Genomic DNA, 22,223 nt, shown 5'->3' with positions numbered 1-22,223 from the left:
TAAAAAAGGAAATTTTAATACATGTTAGATAAGGACATATGATTAATATATCGGCAGTTAAAAACATATAAGTATAATTTCCTCAAATATATAATTGCATGAAGTGACAAGCTTCATTTAATATTTTAAAACCTGCTATATAAATATGGTAGGTTTTTTTATATTATAGGATATTGTAAAATGCAATTGTAAAAAATATACAAATTAATGTCTCATAAAAAATATACAAGCATCTCACCTTATGACAATTATTTCCAAAAGCCTTTGTTATAATGAAATCCAATTAACAAAGGTGGGTGATTTGTAAAATGCAATACGGTATTGATATATTTCCATACCAAAGACTTAGAAAGCTAAAAGAGGGAGTACAAAAGAAAAATGCATTAAATATTAATCTAATTATTAGGGCAATTGTTTATTTTACAGTAAGTTTATTAATAAGTAGGGTCCTGCTTATTAATAATACTGCACCATTTGGTATAGCTTTTTTGATAGCTACAATATTTATTAAAAATAATAAAATTTCAATGATTACAGCTAGCGGTACTTTTTTAGGCTATATCACTTTATACCAGAGTATAAAGAGTTTACCATCATATTTGGTATTAGTAGTTACCATTGCCGTTATGAGTAATATTTTCAATAAGATTCAAGTGAAGACTAGAGCTTTAATTGGCATGTTTGCCATTATTATATTTGAATTGTTTATCTATAATTTTTTTATCCTTAGGGTAAGCGGGCTAATGGCATCATTAAATTCATTATTCCTAGTTTTATGTATCTTTCCTTTATATTTTATTCTAGATTATAGTCTTTTATGCTTTAAGGAAATTAAAACAAAGCATATTTTTTCAAATGAAGAAATAATAAGTATGTCCATTATAAGTTCACTAATTATAGCAGGGACTTGGGGATTTAGTATTTTTAATATATCAATTACAAATGTTTTAGGTCTGGCTTTTGTTATAATAATAGCTTATATTAACGGAAGTGGAGCGGGCGCAGCATCTGGAGTAGCTATGGGTATTATTGTAGGAATGTCCTCTGAGAATATGATTATATTTATAGGAATGTATGGTATCTGTGGCTTAATAACAGGTATTTTTAAGGAAACAGGAAAGTGGCTAAGTGTAGCAGCTTATCTGGTGGCTTTTTCAATAATAAAAATATATTGTATTACAGGATCAGAGTTTATAATAATCGAAGCAATGTTGGCAGCGGTGATATTTTTGCTAATACCATTAAAATTATACGCGGAATTATCTACAGAATTTAACCCAGATAAAAAAAGGGAATATATTGAGCAAGGATATATAAATAAAATTAAAGATACCTTTGTAGGAAGGTTAAATAATTTTTCGGACGTACTTTCTAATATGTCTGATATATTAAATAATTTAGTGGATAATGAAAAATTAGCAATGAAAGGGAAAAGCAGTGCTTTAGTTGAAAATCTTGCTGATCGGGTGTGTAGTAATTGTAATATGAAGTCTATGTGTTGGAAACGAGAATTACATTATACCTATGCAGCATTTGAAGAATTGATTCAAAATTTTGAAAGGAAGAGTGATCTCGTACCAGAAGAAATTGAGAGAAAATGTATAAAGAGAACTGCTCTACTTAAAAACACAGAGGATATTGTTAATAAGCACATTATTAATGAAATGTGGAGAACAAGACTTAGTGAAGGTAGAGAGCTTTTAGCAAATCAGATTAGTAATATGGCAGATTCTGTTTCAGAAATCGTTGAAGATTTTAATTCTGAGATTCAAATAGATACTTCTATGGAAAAACTTATTTGTAGAGCCTTAGATAGAAATAGGATTAAGTACAATGATCTTATGTGTTTAAATGACAAGATGGGAAGGATGAGCATTAAATTCTCACTGGATGCTTGTAGCGGAAGGCAAATGTGTGTCAAAGAATTATTACCTATTATAAATGGTGTCACTGGGAAGTGTATGTGCATTAGTGACGAGGGCTGCAGTATTAATCCAAAGACTAATATATGCAAGGTAACTATTGAAGAAACACCTAAGTTCCATGTGGTATCTAATGTGGCTAGGCAGTGTAAAGATGGTGAAAAGTTTAATGGAGATAGCTATAGCTTTGGAAAGCTTTTGGATGGTAGTTATATGTCAATAATCAGTGATGGCATGGGGTCGGGGCCGGAGGCGGGAAGAGAGAGTGAAGCTGCCGTTGAATTAATAGAAAAGTTTACATCCGCAGGGTTTAGCAAAATTACAGCTATTAATACTGTAAACTCAATAATGACATTGAGATTTTCTGAGGAAGAAAAATTTTCAACTATAGATTTAAGTAGCATAGACTTATATACTGGGGAAATTGATTTCATGAAGGTAGGAGCCGTTGCAACTTTCTTAAAATCTGGTGAAAGATTACAAATTATAAAATCAAAATCTCTTCCTATTGGGGTTTTAGATAAGGCGGATATAGACATACAACAAACGAAATTAAAAAATGGAGATATTATTGTTATGCTTAGTGATGGGGTATTAGATTATAATGATGAAAATGTAGGTAGAGTGGATTGGATAGTTGATTATTTGGGCAAAAATAATTGCAGCAATCCAAAGGAACTAGCAGATGGATTGTTAAGTGAAGCGAAAAAATTAAGTGGCAATAGAGTAAAAGACGATATGACAGTTCTTGTTTCAAAGATATATAGTTTATATTAGTGGCTGTAAAAATAAAAAAAATGAATTTCATATAATATTAGTATCTATATAAAGAAAAGTAAAAAATGAAGAAAAGTAGTTGTAGAAAAAAAGCCTTATTTATATTCTTCATTTTTTATTTTTTGCAATATTGTTAAAAACTCAAATATATATTATTAAATTATATAGTAATATGATATAGTAATAAAGAATGAAAACATATAAACATAGTATTTAGATATATTTTTTTTGAAAAATAATTTTGGGAAGTGAAAGTTTTGTGGCATAAGGTTATGAATTTTATAAAAGAAAATTCTATGTTTGATAAGGGTGATAAGGTCATAGTTGCATTTTCTGGCGGCCCTGACTCTACATGTTTGCTCTATATTTTAAATGAATTGAAGGAAGAATGGGGGATTACACTTTTTGGTGCGCATCTAAATCATTGTCTTAGAGGCCTTGAATCTGACAAGGATGAGGAGTATGCAAAAAAAACTTGTGAGAGTTTGAATATAGACTTTTACAGCAAAAGAGTGGATATACACAGAATATCGGAAGTAAAGAATGTATCTTGTGAAATGGCGGGACGAGAAGAAAGATATGACTTTTTTGAAGAACTTATGATTAAATTAAATGCAAGCAAAATTGCATTAGCACATAATTCTAATGATCAAGCTGAAACTATTTTAATGAGGATAATGAGGGGAACGGGTATTGAAGGTATGGTAGGTATCAAGCCTGTCAGAGATAGAATATACGTGAGACCCATACTTCATCTTAGTAGGAGTGAAATAGAAAAGTATTGTGAAAAAAATGATATTCACCCAAGAATAGATAAATCGAATTTAGAAACAATTTATGCTAGAAATAAAGTTAGGTTGGATTTAATTCCGTATATTGAAGAAAATTTTAATAGTGACATAATTAATACAATAAACCGATTATCGGATATCCTTAAAAAGGATAATGATTATCTAGAGAATGTTTCTGAAAAAGAGTATAAAAAACATTGTGTGATAGGTGAGCAAATGGTTATAATAAATAAGGGTGCCTTTCTACAACATGAAGCAATTGTAAGTAGGATTATACGACGCGCGCTTCTTGCGGTTAATCATAATTTATATAACTTTGAGAAAATTCATATAACAAACATTGTAGAACTTCAAAGACACGACACCGGTAAAACCACAATGCTACCGCAGGATATAATAGTTGAAAACTGTTATGGAAATATACATATACATATACATAAAAAAGTTACTGAGGTTAATAATAAGGAGTATGCTCTAAAGGTTAATGAGAAAAATATCATTCAATCATTACCTTTGAATAAAGTAATAGAAATTGATGTTAAATCCTATTTGCAATTTGAGGAAGTCAAAGGAAATGATTATATTGTGTGTTTTGACTATGATAAAGCTTTGGAGCCAATAACATTCAGATATAGGAAACAGGGAGATAAGTTCATGCCACTTGGTATGAAGGGCAACAAGAAATTAAAGGATTTATTTATGGATTTGAAAATACCTAAAGATAAGAGAAATGAAATTCCTTTAATATGTTTTGGCAATGATATAGCATGGGTAGTTGGATATAGAATTAGTGAAAAATTCAAGGTAACAAAAAATACTAAAAATATATTGCAGATTAGAATTGGAAGCGAGGAATAAGAATGAACAACGATATTAAAGAGGTATTGTACAATGAAGATGAATTAAGGGATAAAGTTAGGCAAATGGGTGCGAAGATAAGTAAGGACTATTCTGGAAGAGAGCTTATACTTATTGGTATTTTAAAGGGATCAGTTATATTTATGTCAGATTTAGTAAAAGAAATTACAATTCCTTGTAAAATGGATTTTATGGCAGTATCCAGTTATGGTAATTCCACTAAAACCTCTGGAGTTGTAAAAATTTTAAAGGATTTAGACTTTGAGATTGAAGGAAAGGACGTTCTAATAGTAGAAGATATTATAGACTCTGGGGTTACACTTAAATATCTAATGAAGTATTTATCTGCAAGAAATCCCTGTAGTTTAGAAATTATATGCCTACTGAATAAACCAGAGAGAAGAGCCGTAGATATAGATGTTAAATATTTGGGCTATAATGTGCCAGATTATTTTCTTGTAGGATACGGATTAGACTTTGCAGAGAAGTATAGAAATTTGCCATACATAGGAATACTTAAAGATGAAATTTATAAGTAAATATGTACAGGACATATATTATATTAATTAATAATTAATATATATTTTATTGTCATGTGATTTTTAATGTGATAAAATTTTAAAGTAACTAAAACGCGAGAGGGGGGTTTTTAATGAAAAAAATTTCTAGTGCATCAATATGGCTAGTAGTATTTGTACTTGTGATTTTAGCATCATTAGCCTTAAGAGAAACAGGTAAAGATGCTAGCACAATTAGAGTTGATAAATTTCAAGAATATTGGGTTAAAAAAGAAATTAAAAGTGTTCAAGTAAGAGAAGATAAAACTGTTGCGGGAGAATTAAAGGATGGAACAAAATACGAAACCACAGTTCCATTACAAAGATTATTGCAAGTTATGGATAAATACCCAAATACAGATGTCCAAGAAACATATATAAAGCCAGCTACCATGCCAATGTGGTTACAAGTAGTACCAACATTGCTTATAATTTTAATGTTAGTAGCATTTTGGTTTATGTATATGCAGCAATCACAAGGTGGTGGCGGCGGTGGTAATAGAGGTGTAATGAACTTTGGAAAAAGTAGAGCCAAAATAGCCACGCCGGATAAGAAGAAAGTTACATTTGATGATGTAGCAGGAGAAGATGAGGAGAAGGAAGAACTGGCAGAAGTTGTGGATTTCTTAAAACAACCTAAAAGATATTTAGAAGCCGGTGCAAGAATTCCTAAAGGTATTCTTCTTGTAGGACCACCAGGTACAGGTAAGACTTTACTTGCGAGAGCCGTATCAGGAGAAGCAGGAGTGCCTTTCTATAGTATATCGGGTTCTGAATTTGTAGAGATGTTTGTAGGTGTTGGAGCTTCAAGAGTAAGAGATTTATTTGAACAAGCGAAAAAAAGCGCACCTTGTATAATATTTATTGATGAAATTGACGCAGTAGGTAGACAAAGAGGCGCAGGCCTTGGCGGAGGTCATGATGAAAGAGAGCAAACTCTAAATCAGCTATTAGTTGAAATGGATGGTTTTGGTGTAAATGAAGGAATAATAATGATAGCTGCTACCAATAGACCAGACATACTGGATCCTGCTCTTTTAAGACCAGGTAGATTTGATAGACATATATTAGTAGGTGCACCTGATGTTAAAGGAAGAGAAGAAATTTTAATTGTACATTCTAAAGGTAAACATTTAGCAGAAGAAGTAAATCTTCAAGTGTTAGCAAAAAGGACACCGGGGTTCACTGGTGCAGACCTTGAGAATTTAATGAACGAAGCTGCATTACTTTCAGTAAGAAGTGATAAAAAAGAGATAGGGATGAAGGAACTCGATGAAGCAGTAACTAGGGTTATTGCAGGTCCTGAAAAGAAGAGCAAGGTTATCAGTGAAAAAGATAGAAAATTAACAGCATATCATGAGGCTGGGCATGCTGTAGTAATGAAATACTCTCCACTTTCAGATCCAATTCATCAAATAAGTATTATCCCAAGAGGTATGGCAGGTGGATACACAATGCATCTACCGGAAGAAGATACCGCGTATACGTCTAAGTTAAAACTTAAAGATGAAATGGTTGGACTTCTCGGTGGTAGGGTTGCAGAAAAATTAATACTTGAAGATATTAGCACAGGTGCAAAAAATGATATTGATAGAGCATCAGCTATTGCAAGAAAAATGATTATGGAATATGGTATGAGCGATGAACTTGGACCAATATCTTTTGGTAATGATCATAATGAAGTATTCCTTGGAAGAGATTTAGGGAAAAGTAGAAACTTTAGTGAGCAGATAGCTTATAAAATAGATTCAGAAGTCAAGGCTCTTATTGATGAAGCCTATGCAAAGGCTGAAAAAATCCTTTCTGAAAATATAAATAAACTTCATGCAGTAGCTCAAGAACTACTTATAAAAGAAAAACTCGAAGGCGTGGACTTTGAGGAGATAATGGCTAGACCAGATTCAGATAACATTGATTTATCAAAGATTTAGCGATAAAAAGACATACAGTAAATTTACTGTATGTCTTTTTTTTTTTATTGCTCCAATTTTCTGAAATCTTTACTGCATTTTTACTTCAACATCTGATATAATAAAAAGAAATGGTACTATTCTAGAAATAATTCCTTTAAAGGCAAATTTTTTGTTTAATAAATATTAAGGAGTGAAGTATATGAAAAGTGATATAGAAATTGCACAAAGTGCTAAGATGCTACCAATAATTAAGGTGGCAGAAAAGATGGGATTAACTGAGGATGATATTGATTTATACGGAAAATATAAATCAAAGATTTCTTTAGATGTACTTAAAAGAAATGAAAATAAAAAAAATGGTAAGCTAATATTAGTTACAGCCATAAATCCAACTCCTGCAGGGGAAGGGAAATCCACGGTTACGATAGGTCTTGGACAAGCGCTATGTAAGCAAGGCAATAATGCAGTGATAGCACTTCGAGAACCTTCCTTGGGACCGGTATTCGGCGTTAAAGGTGGAGCTGCTGGTGGCGGATATGCTCAAGTGGTACCAATGGAGGATATAAATTTACATTTTACAGGAGATATGCATGCAATAACAGCAGCTAACAATTTACTATCAGCTGCTATAGATAATCATATTCATCAAGGTAATGTGTTAGGAATTGATAGCAGAAGAATCACATTTAGAAGAGTTATGGATATGAATGATAGGGCCATTCGTAGTATTGTTGTTGGACTGGGTGGTAAGCCTAATGGTTTTGTGCGGGAAGATGGATTTATGATAACCGTAGCGTCAGAAATAATGGCTATTTTATGTTTATCTGAAGACCTTATGGACCTAAAACAGAGAATGGGCAAAATATTAGTAGCCTATGACCTGCAAAGTAATCCTATTTATTGCAGTGACTTAAAAATAAATGGTGCAATGGCACTACTTATGAAGGATGCAATAAAACCGAATCTAGTTCAGACTCTTGATAACACACCCGCTATAATACATGGCGGACCTTTTGCGAATATTGCTCATGGTTGTAATAGCTTACTCGCTACTAAAATGGCTTTGAAACTCGGGGATTATGTTGTAACAGAAGCGGGATTTGGAGCAGATTTAGGGGCTGAGAAATTCTTTGATATAAAATGCAGATATGGCAATTTGGAACCGGATTGCGTAGTTCTTGTAGCTACAATAAGAGCACTTAAACATCATGGTGGAGTAAAAAAAGATAAACTAAACGAGCCTAATGTAGAAGCTCTATCAAGAGGAATCGAAAATCTAGAAAAGCAAATTGAAAACATTAAGAAATACGGTGTTCCTGTAGTAGTCGCAATAAATAAGTTCATGGCTGATACTGAGGAAGAAATCCAGTATATAAGTGCATTTTGTGGTAAAATGAACGTTAAAGTAGCACTAACTGAAGTGTGGGAAAAGGGCGCAGATGGGGGCCTAGAGTTAGCTAATAAGGTATTAGACACTATTGAAAATGAAAAAAGCAACTTTAAAGTACTATATGATCACAAGTTAACTATAAAAGAAAAAATAAACATTATTGCCACAGAAATATATGGGGCAGATGGAGTAGAATATAGTTCTTCTGCAAATAAGCAAATTGCCGAAATAGAAAAACTTGAATTAGATAGAATTCCTATATGTGTAGCTAAAACTCAAAATTCACTATCAGATAATCCAAGTTTACTAGGAAGACCAAGAAATTTCACAATAAATGTTAAGGAAGTTAAAATTTCCAATGGTGCTGGATTTATTGTAGCTTTAACGGGAAGCATAATGACAATGCCTGGTCTTCCTAAGGTACCAGCAGCGGATAAAATGGATATTTCTGAAGATGGTACTATATCTGGTTTATTTTAAATGTGAATAAGGTTGTTATAGAATATATCTATAGCAACCTTATTTTTTCAATAAACAGAAAAATGATTTATAACTTGCAGAAATAAATATACAAAATTCATTTCTTGTGATACTATCATTATGGGCGGGAATTTTCATGATTTATAAATGGAGGTATGGATATGGAGAAGGTAGATAACTTAATTGAAATTGTAAAAAAATCTCACCAAGGTGGCGGAGACTCTAAGGTAGAAATGCAACATAATTTACACAAAATGACTGCAAGAGAGAGAATAAAATCTATTCTCGAAGAGGGCTCATTTATTGAAATAGGTGCCTTGGTAGGGAATAATGGGGCTGGAGTAATAACGGGGCACGGAACTGTTCATGGGAAGTTAGTATATATATATAGTCAAGATTATACAGTGGATGGAGGAGCTGTAAATATTGCAAACAGCAATAAGATTTGCAATGTTATGGATATGGCAATTAAAATGGGAGCTCCTCTAATACAAGTTTTCGACTCAGTAGGGGCTAAATTATCAGAGGGATTAGATATTTTAACTTCCTATGGAGGTATATTGAAGAGAAATGCGAAGCTTTCCGGAGTGGTTCCACAAATAGCAGTAATTGCAGGTCCTTGCCTGGGAATTGCGGCACTAAGTGCAACGATGAGTGATTTTACTATAATGGTCCATAATTCTTCCGAGCTAGGAATAAGCTCAGATAAAAAGCTTACCTGCGAAGAAGAGAAATATGTGAATAGTAAAATGTATTCAAGTGCTAGCAAGTGTAGCGAAAATGGAAACATTCAAATTGTTGCAGCAAATGATGCAGCAGCTTTTGTAATTGTAAAAAAAATTCTTGAATACATTCCTTCAAACAATATGGAAGCGGCACCAATGGGAAAGGAAACCCCTAGTTTAAACGATTTAAATGACAACCTGAACCAAATGGCTAATAATGAAATGGTTAATTCATATGAAGTAATGAGGTCTTTGGCTGATGAAGATAGTATTATAGAATTAAATAATAACTGGGAGGCAAGTATTATAACTTGCTTAGCTAAAATAAATGGTATCACCACTGGCATAATTACTAATGCAGAAAATCAAGATGTAAATTTAAACATTAGAATTTCCGAAAAAATCAGTAGGTTTGTTAAAATATGTGATTGCTATAATATTCCTATATTGAGCATCGTAGATACTGATGGATTTGCAATTAGTTTAGCTGAGGAACAAAATGGATTATCCGCTCATGTTTCAAAAATGATATATACATTAATAGAAGCAACAGTACCAAAGGTTTCACTAATTATAGGAAAAGCTTATGGGGCAGGATATTTAGCACTTGCAAGCAAAGAAGTAGCTTTTGATGTGTCATATGCATGGCCAACTGCTAAAATATCAGTAACTCAGCCAGAAATATTAATAAAAATTTTACATAAAGATGAAATTGTACAAGCAGAGCATCCTAGATTAAAGGAACAAGAAATGATACTTAAATATTTAGAGGAAGTAACTAGCCCATACAGTGCAGCGGAAAAAGGAATTATAGATGATATTATTATGCCTTCAGAGACGAAACAAAGAATTTTTGCAAGTTTAGATATGCTCCATAGTAAGAGAGAGATAAAGTACCCTAAAAAACATGGAACTACTTTAATATAGGGGGAATAGATGTATGAAACTTTCATTTTTAGATGCATTAAGTACTACGTTTGTAGCCATGACAATAGTTTTTGTCTTGTTGATTATTCTACAATATATAATTAGACTGCAAAGTTTTATAATAAATACTATGGCAAAAAAAACTGTGAACCATAAGGTAGATATAATCCATAAGGAAAAGGAAGAAATAGATGAAGTTGAATCTGAACTTGAAGATGATTTGGAAGTAGTGGCGGTAATAGCTGCAGTTTTAGCTGCTTACCTAGATGTACCGCAATCAAATTTGAAAATAAAATCAATTAAAAGAATAAATAACAACAACTTAGGCTGGGGAATATCTGCATTTGAAAGTAATTTAAAGGCATAGTTAGGGGGAATAAAAATGAATAAATATAATATAAAAGTTAATGGGATTTCATATGAAGTAGAAGTTGAAGAGGTTATAGGAGAATTTTCTAGTAGCTCGTCACCTGTAGCAGTAACGAAGGAGACCCCTACAAAAGCTCAACCATCACCGAAGGTAGAAGTGAAAAAAATAATAAACGCCGGTGAGAAAATAGAATGCCCAATGCCAGGAACTGTGCTTAAAGTCAATGTGAGTCCCGGTGATAATGTTAAAACAGGTCAAGTAATGTTTATACTTGAGGCTATGAAAATGCAGAATGAAATTATGGCGCCACATGATGCAAAGATTATTGAGGTAAATGTAGCTAATGGGGCAAATGTTAATACAGGAGACATATTGGCAGTTATTCAGTAACAAGGGAGAGAGGTAATATTAATGGATATCTTACAAGTGTTAAAGGACTTATGGCTTTCTTCTGGCTTTGTAAAATTGAATTTGCAATATATTACAATGATAGGGATAGCATGTTTACTTATATATTTAGCTATTCATAAAAAATTTGAGCCACTACTTCTTTTACCAATAGCCTTTGGAATGCTACTCGTAAATTTACCAATTACTAATATTATGGCTGGGCCACATGGAAACGAAGCGGGAGGGTTATTTTATTACTTATACAAAGGGGTAGAACTAGATATATATCCACCGCTAATATTTTTAGGGGTGGGGGCTATGACGGACTTTGGTCCTCTAATAGCAAATCCGTCTAGTGTGCTCATGGGAGCGGGTGCACAATTTGGAGTTTTCTTTGCATTTACTACAGCGATACTTATGGGGTTTACTCCACAGGAAGCGGCTTCAATAGGTATTATAGGGGGCGCAGATGGGCCTACAGCCATCTTTTTAACTAGTAAGTTGGCAAAACACCTTCTGGGACCAATTGCGGTGGCAGCCTATTCATATATGGCCTTAGTACCACTTATACAGCCACCTATAATGAGATTATTAACTACAGAAAAAGAAAGAACAGTTAAAATGGGTCAATTAAGAAAAGTTAAGCAAACTGAGAAAATTATTTTTCCGATAGTAGTTACTCTAGTAGTAGGATTAATGCTCCCATCTGTAGCGGCATTAATTGGAATGCTAATGCTGGGAAATTTGTTTAGAGAGTCGGGTGTGGTTGGTAGATTATCTGATACAGCTCAAAATGGATTAATAAATGTTGTAACTATATTTTTAGGAGTAACTGTTGGAGCCACAGCAAAAGCAGAGATGTTTCTAAAATGGGATACTTTTAAAATAGTTGTTATAGGTTGCATTGCTTTTGCTATAAGTACTGCAGCAGGAGTTATAATAGGAAAGATTATGTGCAAGGTTACAAATGGTAAGGTTAATCCACTAATAGGCTCAGCGGGAGTTTCAGCAGTACCTATGGCAGCCAGGGTTTCTCAAGTAGAGGGACAAAAGGCAGATCCAAGTAATTTCTTGCTTATGCATGCTATGGGCCCTAATGTAGCAGGTGTAATCGGAACTGCTGTTGCAGCTGGTGTTCTTCTAACCATTTTTGGGAAATAATATGTAGGTTCACATTTTGTGAACTTATAAAAAACAAAACTCTTTATCTAGTAAATAGATAGGGGGTTTTGTTTTTTAAAAAAATCAATGTATTATTTGAAAATTGAATATACCTTTTCTTTTGGTGAATAATATAGAAAAGAAGGTATGAATAAAAAAAGCTCAATTGAGAGTTTAGTCCAAACAGAGAAAGAAATTGTAAATAAGTATAGGGAAATTGAAAATGGTATTGGCAATGAGGGAGCAGCAAGTTAATGTGAACCAGTAACCAGCAATTCAATTAATAAGGAAGCAGAGCTCAGAGCGAGCGAAATCTTAAGTTGTGAGAAAAACTTAGTTAATCTATACACTAGTTTTTTGAGGGTTGAAAAAGAAGGTAGAATGAAATTAAATTTATATACATCGCTAAATGACCAGAAAGAAATATTAGATGAAATCCAATATAGAATATCAACAGACTAACATAAATAAATCCTATTATACACAAACCTTATTATCATGAAAAACTTCTTATAAAAATTTAACTTGACAAATATATTCAAGTTGTTAAAATTAAATTGTTAAATTGGGAATAGTTAAAACAATATTTCATAATATTTCATGTACTATTCTTGTGTTTTTAGCAATGGAAAAGCATAAAGCAGCGTGCAAGCTGTTTTATATTATATAGGTGGTGTATAAAGTGATTTTAGTTTTAGATGTTGGAAATACTAATACTGTTTTAGGGATTTTTAAGGGAAAAGAGTTACTTGTGGAATGGAGATTATCTACAGATGCAAAAAAAACTGCTGATGAATATGGAATTCAAGTAATGCAATTATTTTATCAGCGAAACATAAAAATAGAACAAATTAAAGGAGTAATAATTTCCTCTGTTGTTCCTAATATTATGTATTCACTAGAACATATGATAAGAAAATATTTTAAATTGACACCTATGGTAGTAGGGCCAGGAGTTAAGACAGGAATAAATGTAAGATATGACAACCCTAAAGAAGTAGGTGCAGATAGAATTGTTAACGCTGTTTCAGCCCATGAAATTTATAAAAGGGCCTTAATTTTAATAGATTTTGGAACAGCTACAACCTTTTGTGCCATAAGTAAAGAGGCTAACTATTTAGGGGGCACTATATGCCCTGGTATTAAAATAGCTTCTGAAGCGCTTTTTGAGAGAGCAGCCAAGCTACCTCGGGTGGAACTTATAAAACCAGAAACGGTTATATGTAAAAATACTGTTTCAAGCATGCAGGCGGGTATAATATATGGATATATTGGTCAAATAGATTATATTGTCAATAAAATGAAAAGCGAAATGATTAATATGGGAGAAGAAGAACCATTTGTAGTGGCAACAGGCGGACTCTCAAAATTAATAAGCAGAGATTGCGCAACTATTGATGAGTTTCATCCCTATTTAACATTAGAAGGCCTTAGAATGATTTATGAAAAAAATAGGGAATAGGTGATTTAATGAAGATATCAAATATCAAATTTGAAAATGATGTTTTTTTAGCTCCTATGGCAGGAATTACAGATATTGCCTTTAGAGGGTTATGCAAAGAAATGGGTTGTGGCCTCCTATATACTGAAATGGTAAGCGCTAAAGGGTTATATTATGGCAGCAGCAATACGGAAGCTCTTATGAAAATTTCAGATGTGGAGAAACCAGTAGCGATTCAGATATTCGGGAATGATCCTAAGATTATGGCTAGTGCCTGTGAGATCTTCAATGCTAGGGATGATATAAGTATGGTTGATGTAAACATGGGTTGCCCTGTGCCTAAGATAGTCAAAAATGGTGAGGGCTCGGCTTTAATGCAAAATCCAAAACTTGCTGCCGAAATAATAGTGGAAATGAAAAAGACTTCGACAAAGCCTGTTACGGTAAAGTTTAGAAAGGGATTTGATTCAAATAGTGTTAATGCTGTAGAATTTGCTAAATACATGGAAGATGCTGGCATAGATGCTATTGCGGTACATGGTAGAACTCGCGAGCAAATGTACGAAGGAAAGGCTGATTGGGATATTATAAGGGCTGTAAAAGAAAGTGTTAAAGTTCCTGTAATAGGAAATGGTGATGTGTTTTCTGTAGAGGATGCTATAAGAATAAAGGAAGTCACGAGTTGCGATGGTATAATGATTGCAAGAGGGGCAAGAGGTAATCCTTGGATTTTTAGAGAGATTATGCAGGCAATAAAGGGACAAGAGGTAATATATCCTACTGCGGTAGAGAAAATAGATATGTGCATAAGGCATTTAGGGTTAGCTACAAAATATTATGAAGAAATTAAAGCGGTTAGAGAAATGAGAAAACATACAGCTTGGTATGTTAAAGGTCTTAACAACTGCACTGAAATAAAAGAAAAAATAAATACCAAAACTAAATATGAGGACGTATTGAAACTTCTTTTAGATTATAGAGAATACTTGAAAATGATAACTCCATAATTTTTAAATTAAATTATGAATTTATATAATTGTACTGAATAAGATAATAGTACATTAATTTATAAGGTGAAAATTTATGAAGCCAATTTTATGTGTAACTTCAAATATTTATAATTCCTATAATGAATTCGGATTTTTTAGCAAAATTAAAGATAAACGAAAGATAAAGTTAATAAGTAGCGAATACATTAAAGAACTAGATATTAAAGTTACAAATGTAAGGCTTCCACCTAATTTTAATAAAAGTGCATACTTAAATAACTTGACTTATGCTAAAAAAATATGCAAAAGCAAAGAGGTTCAATTATCATTAAAAACACTAAGACCCTTTGATTATAAATATTTCAATTCATTTCAAAAACGTTTTTTGGCTTTTAGTGTTATAAAAAGTATACAACTTATGCTTAGGATGAGAAATAAAAGCCTCAAAAATTGTTGCATTGTGGTATATGATGCCAGCGACACGATAAATTATAATATTATTGAGGAACTGGCAAAGCAAAGCAAATATATTGTATTTTTGTCATGGGACTTGGCAAAAGCCAGAAAATTGGCAGATTTTATAATTGCTAATTTTGGGGTGTCACCTATTGTAACAAACGACCAGCTATATGCTATTAAAATAGCAGATTTTATTATTTCATCTGCAGACTATGAATTTGGTGAGGATAAATTAGTATGGCTTCTAGATAATAGCATGGGCAAGGGAAATAATTATATTGCGGTAAATGATGTAAGCTATAATGTACCTTGGAACACTTTTGAAGTTGGTTCTTCTATGGAGCTCATAGCAGCGATATTATGCCAAATGCAAGAGAATGATATTGATAAAGCTCTTAAGCATAATGGTATATATTTAAAAGAAATAAAATTCAACAATAATGTAATATGTTAGTATGTTTTCCTTCTAACATATTGACAATACTAATGGGCTGATTTATAATGTGCTAATATGGTTATATGGATTGTTATTCTAATAATGAATTTTGGCCCCAATAATTCATTAATTTGAATATAAAAATCCTACAGAAAAAATATAGAATAAGAATATTTTATAAGTTATAGGAAATGCTAGGGTTTAAGAAAAACATTATTGCGGTTTTATGGACAGTTATTAATTCAATAAAAATTTTAAAGGGGAGAAAGAAATGAGCGAACCAAAAAAATATGTAATGACCTATGAGGGGATAAGAAAATTAGAAGATGAATTAGAATTTCTTAAAACCGTAAAGAGAAAAGAAATAACAGAAAAAATAAAAGTAGCACTTGGATACGGAGACTTGAGTGAGAACGCAGAGTACGAGGAAGCTAAAAATGACCAAGCATTTGTAGAGGGTAGAATAATACAATTAGAAAATATGCTTAGAAATGCAAGTGTTATAGATGAAAATGAAATTGAAAAAGACGTAGTAAGTATAGGTTCAATAGTTAAAGTTAAGGATTATGTGTTTGATGAGGAAGTTCAATTTTATATTGTGGGTTCAGCAGAAGCAGATCCAATGGAAAATAAGATATCAGATGAATCACCGGTTGGAAGTGCGCTGGTAGGAAAGAAAGCAGGAGCGATTATAGAAGTGACAGTTCCTGATGGTATCGGGAAATACGAGGTATTAGAAGTTAAACGCGGTTAGCTTTTTTAATTATTTAATTTTTATACTATACAAGGGTACCTAACAATTTATTGTTGTTAGGTACCCTAAAGAAATATATATACATAAGCAATAGTGCAGACTAAAGTATTAATGTTTATTTCTGCGCTAGAGGAAATCAGGAGGGATATTAATGTCAAACGAAGAAAAAATTGAAGAAAAAGACTTACATGAACTTGAATCTAAATACAATGAGCAGGTAACCATAAGACGACGTAAGTTAGCTGATTTGCAAGAACAAGGTAAGGATCCATTTGATGTATACAAAGTTGAAAGAACTCATACATCACAAGAGGTTAAAGATAATTATGAGAAATTAATGGGTACACAAGTTATTGTAGCAGGTAGACTTATGTCTAAAAGAGTTCATGGTAAGGCTGGTTTTTCTGATGTTCATGATAGATATGGTAAGATTCAACTTTACATAAAAATAGATGATGTAGGCGAAGAAAAATTAAAAGAATATAAAACTTTTGATATAGGAGATTTTTTAAGAATAACTGGAACACCTTTTGTTACAAAAACTGGTGAAATATCACTACACATAGTGGATTTCCAGCTTATAGCTAAGTCTTTAAAACCACTTCCAGAAAAATGGCATGGCTTAAAGGATCCTGATTTAAGATATAGACAAAGAGAAGTAGACATAATAATGAATCCAGAAGTAAAAGATACCTTTATGAAGAGAATAGCAATAATTAGATATATTAGAGAATTCTTAGATAATAAAGGATTTTTAGAAGTTGAGACGCCGATTTTAGCTCCAATAGCAGGAGGCGCTGCAGCAAGACCATTTATGACTCATCATAATACGCTAGACATTGATATGTATCTTAGAATTGCAACAGAGTTATATTTAAAAAGACTTATTGTTGCTGGTTTTGAAAAGGTATATGATATGGGTAAAAACTTCAGAAATGAAGGAATGGATGTAAGACATAATCCAGAGTTTACAATGATAGAACTATATGAGGCTTATGCAGATTATAATGATATGATGGAAATTACGGAAAATATGGTCGCTTATGTTTGTGAGAAAATCCATGGAACTACAAAGGTTAATTATCAAGGCACTGAAATAGACTTTACTCCACCATGGAGAAGAATTACTATGGTAGATGCAGTAAAAGAATATTCAGGTGTGGATTTTGCGCTAATTAATACTGATGATGAAGCTAGAAAAATAGCTAAAGAAAAGCATTTAGAATTTAAAAAAGAGATAAAGGATTGTTCAAAAGCAGATATATTAAATGCACTATTTGAAGAATATGCAGAAGAGCATTTAATAGAGCCTACATTCTTATGTGATTATCCTGTAGAAATATCACCTCTTACTAAGAAGAAGAGAGGAAATTCAGAGTATACAGAGAGATTTGAAGGTTTTGTATTTGGACGTGAGGTGTGTAATGCATACTCAGAGTTAAACGATCCAGTAGTTCAAAGAGAGAGATTTATGCAACAAGCAAATGAAAGAGAACTAGGCGATGATGAAGCTTATTTAATAGATGAAGAATTTATGAGTGCATTAGAAACAGGAATGCCTCCAACAGGAGGGCTAGGTATAGGCATTGATAGAATGGTAATGTTCTTAACTGACTCCGCTTCAATAAGAGATGTCATCCTATTCCCTACAATGAAACCAGTTCAGTAATTTAAACAGTTTATCAAAAGGGTGTTTTAGTTAATCTAAAATACCCTTTTTTTATACTATTTAAAATTTTTTAAAAAAAACATGAAAACTATTGAATTTTTAATTGTATATGGTATAATAATATTGTTACTAAGAAAGGCATTATTCCGCGATAGCTCAACGGTGGAGCACTCGGCTGTTAACCGATAGGTTGAAGGTTCAAATCCTTTTCGCGGAGCCATTTTTTTTATTTTTTGAACTTAGTATTAGTAAATTTACAAACTTCTTTATTGTGATTTCGCGATTTTGATTCAACATTCCACGCTATTGTTGACAATAACATGAAGTTTAGTATAATATTAATATAATGAAATATTTCACTATGATAAAGAAGAGTAGTAGTAATACTTTATAAGAGAGATTGTGGCTGGTGTAAGCAATCAAAGTGTTATTGTGAAAGGAACTTTTGAGTGTATAGAACTTAGAGTAGGGCTTGTGCCAATAAGGGTGGAACCGCGGAATTGATTTTCGTCCCTTAAGGTATAGTCTTTTTTTTGTACTTAAAATACAAGTAAATGATTTAAAATATCATTACATTATTAAAAAATTAGGAGGCATTAACATGGCATTTGAAAAAAGCATGGATAAGGTCGTTGGTTTATGTAAAAACAGAGGATTTGTATTTCCCGGATCTGATATATATGGAGGTTTGGCTAACTCATGGGATTATGGTCCTCTAGGCGTTGAATTTAAAAACAACATTAAAAAGGCTTGGTGGAAAAAATTTGTTCAAGAAAGTCCATATAATGTAGGTGTAGATTGCGCTATACTTATGAATCCAGAAGTTTGGGTTGCAACAGGCCACGTTGGAGGTTTTTCAGACCCGCTAATGGATTGCAAAGATTGTAAAGCTAGATTTAGAGCAGATAAGTTAGTGGAAGACCATATGACGGAGCAGGGAGCAGAAGTAGCTACTGCGGATGGATGGACAAACGAGGAAATAAAGGAATATATAGAAAAACAGGGAATAGTATGTCCTAAATGTGGGAAGAAAAATTTTACGGATATTAGAAAATTTAATTTAATGTTTAAGACTTCTCAGGGAACAACTGAAGAAAGTAAATCGGAAATATATTTAAGACCAGAAACAGCTCAGGGTATTTTTGTGAACTTTAAAAATGTTCAAAGAGCTACAAGGAAAAAGGTTCCCTTTGGTATAGGTCAAGTAGGAAAGGCTTTTAGAAATGAGATAACACCAGGAAACTTTATTTTTAGAATAAGAGAATTTGAACAAATGGAATTAGAATTTTTCTGTAAGCCAGGTACGGATTTAGAATGGTTTGCATATTGGAAAGAGTTTTGCTCTAACTTCTTATATAATTTGGGCATGGAGAAGGAAAGTTTAAGGCTTAGAGATCATGGTGCTGAGGAATTATCATTCTATAGTAATGCTACTTGTGATATAGAATTCCTGTTTCCTTTTGGATGGGGAGAACTATGGGGAATTGCAGATAGAACTGATTATGACTTAAAGAAGCATATGGAACATTCAGGTAATGATTTGAGCTATCTAGACCCTATAACTAATGAAAAATATGTACCTTATTGTATAGAGCCATCACTTGGTGCAGATAGAGTTGCACTTGCATTCTTAGTTAATGCATATGATGAAGAAGAAGTTAAAGGCGGTAAAGATGGAGATGTGAGAACCGTGCTTCATTTACATCCAGCACTTGCACCGTTTAAGGCAGCTATTTTGCCACTAAGTAAAAAATTATCAGAAAAAGCTAATGAAGTTTTTGCTATGCTAAGTAAAAAATTCAATGTAGACTATGATGAGGCGGGCAGCATAGGAAAGAGATACAGAAGAGAAGATGAAATAGGAACTCCATACTGTATAACTGTGGACTTTGATACTTTGGAAGACAACACTGTAACAGTTAGAGATAGAGATACAATGGACCAAATAAGAATAAATATAGATGAGTTAGAAAAGTTTATAGAAGAAAAAATACAATTTTAAATTGTAATTGTTAGGTTGAACTAAAGGATAGCATGTAGTATAAAATGAGCTTGCAGAGGCTATATTTATGATACATGCTATTTTTTTTATAAAATAACTTTAAGATAGAACTACAGTGGTAATATAAGTTTCCTTTTAAAATCCTTAATATTGCAGTACCATAGGCGATGATTTAAGTGTTATAATTAGTACAAACAAATTTGTGAAATTAATAATATAATAAGAAATATATAAAGAGTGCATGGAGGTTTATATGAAGAAAAATTTTAGTGAATTTAAAGAGTTTATAAAAGGGAAAAAAGTAGGCGTTGTAGGTATAGGAGTTAGCAATATTCCTTTAATACATTTTTTAGGGAAGCTGGAGGCCGTTGTAACAGCCTTTGATAAAAAAACTTATAGTTTACTTGGGTCAGTTGCAACAGACTTTGAAGAAATTGGCGTAAAGCTAGTGTTAGGTGAAGATTACTTGGAGGATTTAACTGGCTTTGATGTTATTTTTAAAACACCATCTATGAGAATAGATAATCCTGCGCTTTTAAAAGCAAAAGAATATGGGACTTATATAACATCAGAAATGGAGGAGTTTATAAAATATTGTCCGGCGAAAATTTTTGGTGTCACTGGTAGTGATGGGAAAACAACTACAACTACAATAATATATAATATATTAAAACAAGAAGGGTATAAAACTTGGGTTGGAGGAAATATAGGAACTCCACTTTTTGCAAATATTGAAGAAATAAGTAAAGATGATAAGGTAGTATTAGAATTATCAAGCTTTCAACTTATGACTATGAATGTTTCTACAGATGTAGCAGCAGTAACAAATCTAAGCCCAAATCATTTGGATATCCATAAGGGTATGGAAGAATATATAGATGCAAAGAGGAACATATTTAAATATCAAAGTAAATCTGATTTACTTATACTTAATAAAGATAATGAATTGACTTATGAACTCAGAAAAGAAGCAAAGGGAAAAGTTAAGTGTTTTAGTTTAAAAGAGAAGTTAGAAGATGGTGCATATTTTCAAAATGATAAATTGTTCATTATGAATAAGGTAGTATGTAATCGCGGGGAAATAAAGATAAAAGGAATGCATAATGTGGCAAATATGTTAACTGCATTTTGTGCAACGGAGGATGAAGTATCAGTTGCCAGTATGAGGGAAGTGGCTACTACTTTTACGGGGGTGGCTCATAGAGGTGAATTCGTGAGAGAAGTAGATGGAGTTATGTATTATAATGATTCAATAGCATCTAGTCCAACAAGAACCATAGCAAGTATTAAAGCCTTTGAAAAGCCTGTTATATTAATTGCAGGAGGTTATGATAAACAAATACCCTTTGAACCACTAGCGCAGGAAGGCTACTCATATATTAAAACACTAATACTCGTAGGTGCCACTAAATATAAAATAAAAGAAGTTTTTGAAGATCTATTAAAAGAAAAGAAAATTTCACTAGAAATTATAATAGCTGAAACTTTTGATGGAGCAATTTATGCAGCTAAAAAAGTTGCAAGCCCTGGCGATATAGTTACATTGGCGCCGGGATGTGCAAGTTTTGATATGTTTAAAGATTTTGAAGCAAGAGGTAACAAATATAAGGAAATAATAATGTCCTTATAGTATAAATCTCCTTCTGAAGTCGTTAATATGCAGCTCCGCAGGAGATGATTTAATAGTAACTCTAGTGAAAAAAGAACATTTTTACTAGAGTTTTATGTATCTTAAGGCTAAATGAGCAACAAATGCTCCTAGCGTATCATTATAAGCAAAAGGTCACATATGGGAGAAATAACTATAAATATGAAAATAAATTGGTATAATCAATGATTATAAACAAAGGGATGGATGTACATATGATATTATATTAATTGTCGCTAGAACAAACAGATGTAGATTACTTTATGTTCACAGTGATGAGTTATAAATTCATTATCAAAGTTTTTTAAAAACAGTTGACAATGAGAAAAAAAAGAATTATAATAGTAAAAGTCGTCACATGATGACAAGACAAATTGGTCTTTGAAAATTAAACAGAGAAATAGGTAAAATAGCGAAATAATATTTCGTTAGACCAGTTAATTACTTTAGATAAAAAAAGTAATTTTAGTCGTAAGACTAAAAAGTATGTAATGAGCTTGCGTAACAACTTAACAGTTGTCGCAGATTATTCATTTCAAATAAAAAGTGTAAACTTTTAAATTG

General features: G+C 32.3%; 16 protein-coding genes, 1 tRNA gene and 1 other annotated feature. All 17 genes read left to right on the top strand.

The genetic code is table 11. The features are described 5' to 3' along the window. The first annotated feature begins 308 nt into the window (after positions 1–308). Positions 309–2,699: a stage II sporulation protein E gene (spoIIE, locus tag KPL50_RS20390; RefSeq protein ID WP_216300387.1), complete on the top strand. Its 2,391-nt coding sequence runs from the start codon at positions 309–311 to the stop codon at positions 2,697–2,699. Between the two features lie 272 nt (positions 2,700–2,971). Next, positions 2,972–4,348, top strand: coding sequence for a tRNA lysidine(34) synthetase TilS (gene tilS, locus KPL50_RS20385; protein WP_253200735.1), 1,377 nt, complete (start codon positions 2,972–2,974; stop codon positions 4,346–4,348). 2 nt (positions 4,349–4,350) lie between these two features. Beyond that, on the top strand, positions 4,351–4,887 hold the full coding sequence (gene hpt / locus KPL50_RS20380) for a hypoxanthine phosphoribosyltransferase (protein ID WP_216300385.1): 537 nt from the start codon (positions 4,351–4,353) through the stop codon (positions 4,885–4,887). 113 nt (positions 4,888–5,000) lie between these two features. After that, the gene (gene ftsH / locus KPL50_RS20375; protein ID WP_216300384.1) at positions 5,001–6,836 is read left to right on the top strand and encodes an ATP-dependent zinc metalloprotease FtsH; all 1,836 of its coding nucleotides are present in this window, start codon (positions 5,001–5,003) and stop codon (positions 6,834–6,836) included. 181 nt (positions 6,837–7,017) lie between these two features. After that, entirely contained in the window at positions 7,018–8,688 is a 1,671-nt protein-coding gene (locus KPL50_RS20370) for a formate--tetrahydrofolate ligase (RefSeq protein ID WP_216300383.1), read from the top strand. A gap of 161 nt (positions 8,689–8,849) precedes the next feature. Beyond that, a complete protein-coding gene (locus tag KPL50_RS20365; protein ID WP_216300382.1) occupies positions 8,850–10,340 on the top strand; it encodes an acyl-CoA carboxylase subunit beta in 1,491 nt (496 codons plus the stop codon). Between the two features lie 13 nt (positions 10,341–10,353). Then, the gene (locus KPL50_RS20360) at positions 10,354–10,707 is read left to right on the top strand and encodes an OadG family protein (protein ID WP_216300381.1); all 354 of its coding nucleotides are present in this window, start codon (positions 10,354–10,356) and stop codon (positions 10,705–10,707) included. Between the two features lie 15 nt (positions 10,708–10,722). Further along, on the top strand, positions 10,723–11,100 hold the full coding sequence (locus tag KPL50_RS20355; protein ID WP_216300380.1) for a biotin/lipoyl-containing protein: 378 nt from the start codon (positions 10,723–10,725) through the stop codon (positions 11,098–11,100). A 21-nt stretch (positions 11,101–11,121) separates the two neighbouring features. Further along, entirely contained in the window at positions 11,122–12,261 is a 1,140-nt protein-coding gene (locus KPL50_RS20350; protein ID WP_216300379.1) for a sodium ion-translocating decarboxylase subunit beta, read from the top strand. 682 nt (positions 12,262–12,943) lie between these two features. After that, a complete protein-coding gene (locus tag KPL50_RS20345) occupies positions 12,944–13,723 on the top strand; it encodes a type III pantothenate kinase (protein ID WP_216300378.1) in 780 nt (259 codons plus the stop codon). Between the two features lie 8 nt (positions 13,724–13,731). After that, positions 13,732–14,709, top strand: coding sequence for a tRNA dihydrouridine synthase DusB (gene dusB / locus KPL50_RS20340; RefSeq protein ID WP_216300377.1), 978 nt, complete (start codon positions 13,732–13,734; stop codon positions 14,707–14,709). Positions 14,710–14,785: 76 nt separating this feature from the next. Continuing rightward, on the top strand, positions 14,786–15,604 hold the full coding sequence (locus KPL50_RS20335) for a hypothetical protein (RefSeq protein ID WP_216300376.1): 819 nt from the start codon (positions 14,786–14,788) through the stop codon (positions 15,602–15,604). Positions 15,605–15,857: 253 nt separating this feature from the next. Next, positions 15,858–16,340: a transcription elongation factor GreA gene (gene greA / locus KPL50_RS20330; protein ID WP_216300375.1), complete on the top strand. Its 483-nt coding sequence runs from the start codon at positions 15,858–15,860 to the stop codon at positions 16,338–16,340. Between the two features lie 151 nt (positions 16,341–16,491). Further along, complete coding sequence (lysS, locus tag KPL50_RS20325; RefSeq protein ID WP_216300374.1) at positions 16,492–18,009, top strand: lysine--tRNA ligase; 1,518 nt, start codon at positions 16,492–16,494, stop codon at positions 18,007–18,009. A gap of 145 nt (positions 18,010–18,154) precedes the next feature. After that, positions 18,155–18,229, top strand: a tRNA-Asn gene (locus tag KPL50_RS20320). Positions 18,230–18,361: 132 nt separating this feature from the next. Continuing rightward, positions 18,362–18,527: a binding site (T-box leader), on the top strand. 83 nt (positions 18,528–18,610) lie between these two features. After that, complete coding sequence (locus KPL50_RS20315; RefSeq protein ID WP_216300373.1) at positions 18,611–20,011, top strand: glycine--tRNA ligase; 1,401 nt, start codon at positions 18,611–18,613, stop codon at positions 20,009–20,011. A 253-nt stretch (positions 20,012–20,264) separates the two neighbouring features. Further along, positions 20,265–21,641: a UDP-N-acetylmuramoyl-L-alanine--D-glutamate ligase gene (murD, locus tag KPL50_RS20310; RefSeq protein ID WP_216300372.1), complete on the top strand. Its 1,377-nt coding sequence runs from the start codon at positions 20,265–20,267 to the stop codon at positions 21,639–21,641. Positions 21,642–22,223: the final 582 nt, after the last annotated feature.

It is taken from the genome of Clostridium sp. CF012 (assembly GCF_018861755.1).
In the GTDB taxonomy this organism is placed as follows: domain Bacteria; phylum Bacillota; class Clostridia; order Clostridiales; family Clostridiaceae; genus Clostridium_AD.
This window is presented reverse-complemented; position numbering and strand designations above follow the sequence as displayed.